Origin of the sequence: Pantoea sp. ME81, from assembly GCF_903970985.1 — a bacterium.
Classification (GTDB): Bacteria; Pseudomonadota; Gammaproteobacteria; order Enterobacterales; family Enterobacteriaceae; genus Pantoea; species Pantoea communis.
Map to the genome: position 1 here is coordinate 1 of NZ_CAJCKS010000239.1, position 5,832 is coordinate 5,832.

Genomic DNA, 5,832 nt, shown 5'->3' on the forward strand with positions numbered 1-5,832 from the left:
ATCGGTTATGGCCAACTGCGCTGGCTGGATGCCCACCGTGGCATTACATTGGCGAAACTGGCCGCCGACCATGCGCCACAGGTGCTGTTCAATTATCTCGGCCGCTTCACTCAATCCGCCGGTCACTGGCAGCCTCAGCGGACCGCGCAGCAGTTCCGCGACACTTTTGCGGTGATCCAGGACGATGCTATGCCGTTACAGCACGCACTGGAACTCAACGTGTTTGTTGATGACCAGCAGCTGGCGCTGAACTGGAGCTGGGCGGAGGGCGTCTTGCATGCCGATCAGATAGAGCAACTGCATCAGGCCATCGCTCTGGGTGCGCAACAGCTTTACCACTTCGCAGAGCAACAGCCACAGCAGGCCGCCAACACGCTGGTCGCTGCGGAAATCAATCTTGAAGGCGTTGATGATGCGCTGCTGCAACGATTGCGCGCACGTCACGGGGCGTTTAGCCACGTCTTGCCGCTGCTGCCGTTGCAGAAAGGATTACTGTTCCACGCGCAGACCAGTGGCGCGCAAGGCAGCTATAACTCACTGACGCGATTAACCCTCAGCGGTGATGTGTCGGTAGCATCGGTGCAGCAGGCGCTCAACCAGGTGTTGCAGCGCCATCCGCAGCTCGCCGCCAGGTTTGATAGCGAACTCAGTCTGCAACCCTTGCAGTTGCTGCCGGAAGGCGATCTGCATTGGCCGCTACAGGTGCTGGAAGTCGAGGATATTGACGCCACTGAACATCAGGCGCTGTCACAGGATCTGTTCCGGCAGCCGGTGATGTTGCAGGCGACGCTGATCCCGCATCGCCATGAAGCACGCTGGACGCTGCTGCTCAATGCGCATCATCTGGTGGTGGATGGCTGGTCAACGCCGGTGATTTTAAACGATTTACTTAGCGCATTGCGTCAACAGCCGCTGGCCGCCCAACGCACCCATTATGCTGACATCGTGCGCCAGCTTAGCCAGCGTGATGAGCATCAGGCTCGCCAGCAGTGGCAAGAATGTCTGCGCGACGTGCGGCCCACATTGCTGTATCCCAATGCCGCCGAGAGTGCTGTTCAGGAAAAACGCATTACGCTGGACGCCACGCTGGAGCGCGAACTCTATGCGCTGTGCCGCGCACGCGGGTTGACCCTCAACACCGTGATGCAGGGCCTGTGGGGCATGATGCTGTCGATTGCCAGCGGTCAGCAGGACGTGATATTTGGCGCGCCGGTTTCAGGTCGTTTCGGCCAGATTGACGGGATCGATCAACATGTCGGTCTGTTCAGTAACACGCTGCCGGTGCGCGTGCGGTTTGATACTCAACGCCCGTTGCTGGAGCAGTTAGCCGCGCACCAAAATCATCAGATCCAGCTGATTGAGCAGGATTGCCTTGGACTGGCTGAAATCCAACAGCTGGCGGGTGCGGGTACGCTATTTGATACCCTGCTGGTGGTGGAGAACTATCCTGATAATCAGACATTACTCGACGCCAACGCGAAGGTGCGCTGCGACGCGATCCACAACCGCGGCTATACCCATTATCCGTTGACGCTGCTGGTGCTGCCGGGTGAACAGTTGACGCTATTAATGGAATACCGCGCCTGCGTCACCGATGCCGAGCGTCTGGCTGAACGCCTGTTGCTGCTGTTACAGCAGCTGGTGACCACACCGGATCTGCCGTTAACGCAGTGGCGTTTGCAAACCCTCGCCGAGCAATCGCTGCTCGAGTGGGTCAATAACACCGGCGTGCAGCTGGAAAATGAAACCCTACAACAAGCCATCGCCCAGCAAGCCGCACGCACACCGGACGCGCTGGCGCTGTGTGATGTTGAGCATCAGCTCAGCTACCGCGAGATGCAGCGTCAGGCCACATTGCTGGCCGATCGACTGATCGAAGCGGGCGTGATGCCAGGCGATATCGTAGCCGTTGCCTTGCCGCGTTCGGTTCGTCTGAGTATTGCCCTCACTGCCATCTTGCAGGCGGGCGCAGCCTGGTTACCGCTGGACATTGGCTATCCCGATGAACGTCTGGCGTACATGGTGGACGATGCACGACCGTGGGTGGTGATCACCGAGTCTGCGCTGGAAAATCGTTTTGCTGGCTTTGGCACTCTGATGATGTTCGATCGCCTTGCCAGTGAGCAGAGTGTGGCGCGTCATACGTTGCCTAAACCCGATGCGCAGCGCCCGGCTTATGTGCTTTACACATCAGGATCAACCGGCAAGCCGAAAGGCGTGGTGGTCAATCAACGCGCCATCGTTAACCGCTTGCGCTGGATGCAAGCCAGCTATCCATTGCGTAGCGACGACGTGGTGTTGCAGAAAACACCGTGCAGCTTTGATGTTTCGGTATGGGAGTTCTTCTGGCCATTGATGACCGGCGCACAGCTGATGATGGCGCCGCCGGATGCCCATCGCGATCCACAGGCGCTGTGGCAGCTTATTGACGATTATCAGGTCACCACCCTGCACTTCGTTCCGTCGATGCTGGCCGCCTTTGTCGGGCATGTCAGTACGCACACCGATCGCGCCTGCGCTTCACTGCGCCGCGTATTTTGCAGCGGAGAAGCGCTGGCCTGCGATCTGGCGCGCAGCTATCAGCAGGTGATCGCCGCTCCGCTGCATAATCTGTACGGCCCGACCGAAGCCGCCGTGGATGTCACATGGCAACCCGCCAGCGGTAGCGCGCTCGAAGGCCTGAATGGCCCTGGCGTACCGATTGGTCGTCCGGTGTGGAACACCCAACTGCATATCCTCGATAACCTGCTGCGCCCGGTGCCAGTAGGCGTGCCGGGCGATCTCTATCTCAGCGGCATCCAGCTGGCGGATGGCTATTTGCATCGCGCCGATCTCACCGCGCAACGCTTTATTGCCGCCCCATTTGCCGAGGGCGAACGTATGTACCGCACCGGTGATATCGCCTGCTGGCGTGAGGATGGCGCCGTAGAGTATCTGGGGCGCAGCGACGATCAGTTAAAGATGCGCGGACAACGTATCGAACCGGGTGAAATTGAGCAGGCGCTGGTGGCATTGCCGGGCGTGGCGCAGGCAGTCGTGGCTGCGCGCAATTTGACACAACAGGCGGCGGCGGGCGTCGATAATCGCCAGCTGCTCGGCTGGCTGGTGGCTCAGCCTGGCGTGGTACTGGATATCGAGCAAATTAAACAGCAGTTGAGCACCCGCCTGCCTGCCCATATGCAGCCGGTGAGCTATCTGCTGCTCGACGATTTGCCCCTCAGCGCCAACGGCAAGCTGGATCGTAAAGCACTGCCGATGCCACAACGCAGCGCGCAACCAGGCCGCCTGCCGGAAACGCCTCACGAGCAGATGCTGGCAGAACTGTTCCAGCAGCTACTGGGATGTGAGCAGGTGTATGCCGACGATGATTTCTTTGCGTTGGGCGGTCATTCCCTGCTGGCGATGCGACTGGCAGCAGAAATGCGCCGCCGTGTAGCGCAGCCGGTGAGTGTCGGACAGATCATCGCCGCACGCAGCGTGGAGAAACTGGCAGCGCTGTTATCAGGCGATGCCAGCGACAGCAACGGCAACGGGGAACTGCTGCCACTGCGTGCCGGTCAGGGGCCGACGCTGTTCTGCATCCATCCGGCATCAGGGTTCGCCTGGCAGTACAGCGCGCTGCTGCACTATCTCGACGGCGATTTCCCGATTGTGGGGCTGCAATCACCGCGCCCGGCGGGTGTTATCGCAGCCTGTACAAGTGTAGAAGCCATGTGCGATCGCCATCTGGCTGTGATTCGCGAGCAGCAGCCGCATGGGCCTTATTTCCTGCTGGGCTACTCGTTGGGCGGCACGCTGGCACAAGGCATTGCGGCGCGTCTGCAGGCGAGTGGCGAAAGCGTGGCCTTCCTTGGTCTGCTGGATACCTACCCAGCCGAAGGACAGGACTGGCGCACGCCCGATGCTGAAGAGGCGGAGCAGGAAGTGGCACGCGAACAGGCCGAATTTATGGCTGCTACTGAAGATGAGCGCGATCCCCTGTTACGTGCCGAGAAAGCCGCGATGTTTAGCACCATCGTCGCCAACTACAAGGACGCGGTTGCCCGGCTGGCGGAAGCGCGTACGCCGCGTTATGCCGGTAAAGCCACGCTGTTTATGGCAGAGAAAACCCTGCCTGCCGACATGGATGTGCCTGCGACCTGGAAACCGTTTGTTTCAGACCTGGAAATCTGGCCGCTGGATTGCGAGCACGCTGACATTTTGTCTGCGGCCTCGCTGAAAGTGCTGGGTCCGCTGATCAACCGGTTGCTGACGGCAACTCGCTTATAACCCGGCCCTCGGCCAATGAATGTGGGCGCGCTAATGTGCGCCCCAGCTCATTTTTAACAATGGATATTTATGGCTAAGCCTTCAATTCTTCTAGATTTCAGCCTGTTGAAAAACAACGCCGCGTTTCGCGCTATCTTCTGCGCTCGCATGCTATCCGTGTTTGCGCTGGGCATGCTGGCAGTGGGCGTGCCGATCCAGATTCAGGCCATGACCGGCTCGACCTTGCAGGTCGGCGTCGCCGTGATGCTGGATGGTATCGGCATGTTTATTGGCCTGCTGCTCGGGGGCGTGCTGGCGGATCGTTATGATCGCCGCAAGCTGATCCTCTTTGCGCGTGGCACCTGTGGTATCGGTTTTGTGTTGCTGAGCCTGAACGCGTTTAGTACTGCCCCTTCATTGTGGGCGCTCTATTTCCTCGCCTTCTGGGACGGATTTTTTGGTGCGCTGGGCATGACAGCGCTGATGGCGGTGATTCCGCTGATTGTAGGACGCGAGCATCTGGCGGAGGCCGGTGCGTTAAGCATGTTAACCGTGCGGCTGGGTGCGATCCTGTCTCCGGCGCTGGGTGGCATGATTATCGTGGCGGCAGGAGTCGGCTGGGCGTTTGCCGTGGCCGCCCTCGGCACGCTGGCGACGCTGATCCCGCTGGTACGGCTGCCCGCGATGAAACCTGAACAGCAAGAACCAGAACACCCTTTGCGCGCGCTCGCCAGTGGCATTCAATTTGTCTGTCAGCACAACGTGGTGGGTGCCGCGGTGTTGGTCGGCTTACTATTGAGTATGGTGGGCGCGGTACGCATCCTGTTCCCGGCACTGGCGCAAACGTGGCAGGTTGATGCTTCGGCGCTCGGGCTGATGTATTCCGCGGTGCCGCTGGGTGCGATGATCGGCGCATTCACCAGCGGCTGGGTGCGACAGTTGTCACGACCAGGCCTGGTGTTGCTGGTGAGTGCACTGGCTGCCTTCGGTTGCATCGCTTCTTTGGGGCTGTATAGCCAACTGATTCCGGCGTTGCTGGCATTGGTGGCTTATGGCTACAGCAATGCTATCGCTTCACTGCTGCAATTTATTTTGATTCAGCACCACACGCCAGATGCCCTGTTGGGTCGGGTCAACAGCCTGGGCACCGCGCAGGATGTGAGTGGCGATTCGCTGGGTGCCTTAGGACTCGGCGCGTTGGCACGTGCATTGAGCGCGCTCAACAGCGTGCTGTGGTTCGGCGGCGTGGCGGCCGGTTTACTGCTGCTGGTCGCGCTGGCCGCACGCGGTTTGCGCACGGCACAGCTGCAGCAAGAACCACCGGCCATTGAGCAAGCCGCTGCTTAGTGCACAAACTGCCGTTCTAAACTGCTGAGTATATTGCTGCCGATTAGTGTACGAACTGCCGTTCAATGCTGCTGAGCATATTGCTGGCACTGTAGTAATCGAGGCGGAAAGTATCGTTACCCATGGCAAAAATGTCGTGATGCATGGCGTGGCACGAGATGCTGATGACGCTGTGATTATTTTTTAACCAAAAATAATTCATCACCTGATCGCGATCATAAAATTACGCTGAAAACT

At 59.3% G+C, this 5,832-nt stretch carries 3 protein-coding genes; 2 read left to right on the forward strand and 1 reads right to left on the reverse strand.

Annotated elements, in window-relative coordinates; genetic code table 11:
* Positions 1–4,269 (forward strand): non-ribosomal peptide synthetase (locus H7A81_RS25090; protein ID WP_182059072.1); only part of this gene is annotated, 4,269 nt, incomplete at its 5' end.
* Between the two features lie 69 nt (positions 4,270–4,338).
* Positions 4,339–5,595, forward strand: coding sequence for an enterobactin transporter EntS (entS, locus tag H7A81_RS25095; protein WP_182059073.1), 1,257 nt, complete (start codon positions 4,339–4,341; stop codon positions 5,593–5,595).
* Between the two features lie 43 nt (positions 5,596–5,638).
* Here entS and H7A81_RS25100 read toward each other — a convergent pair whose 3' ends face one another.
* Positions 5,639–5,797: a hypothetical protein gene (locus H7A81_RS25100; RefSeq protein WP_182059074.1), complete on the reverse strand. Its 159-nt coding sequence runs from the start codon at positions 5,795–5,797 to the stop codon at positions 5,639–5,641.
* Positions 5,798–5,832 lie beyond the last annotated feature (35 nt).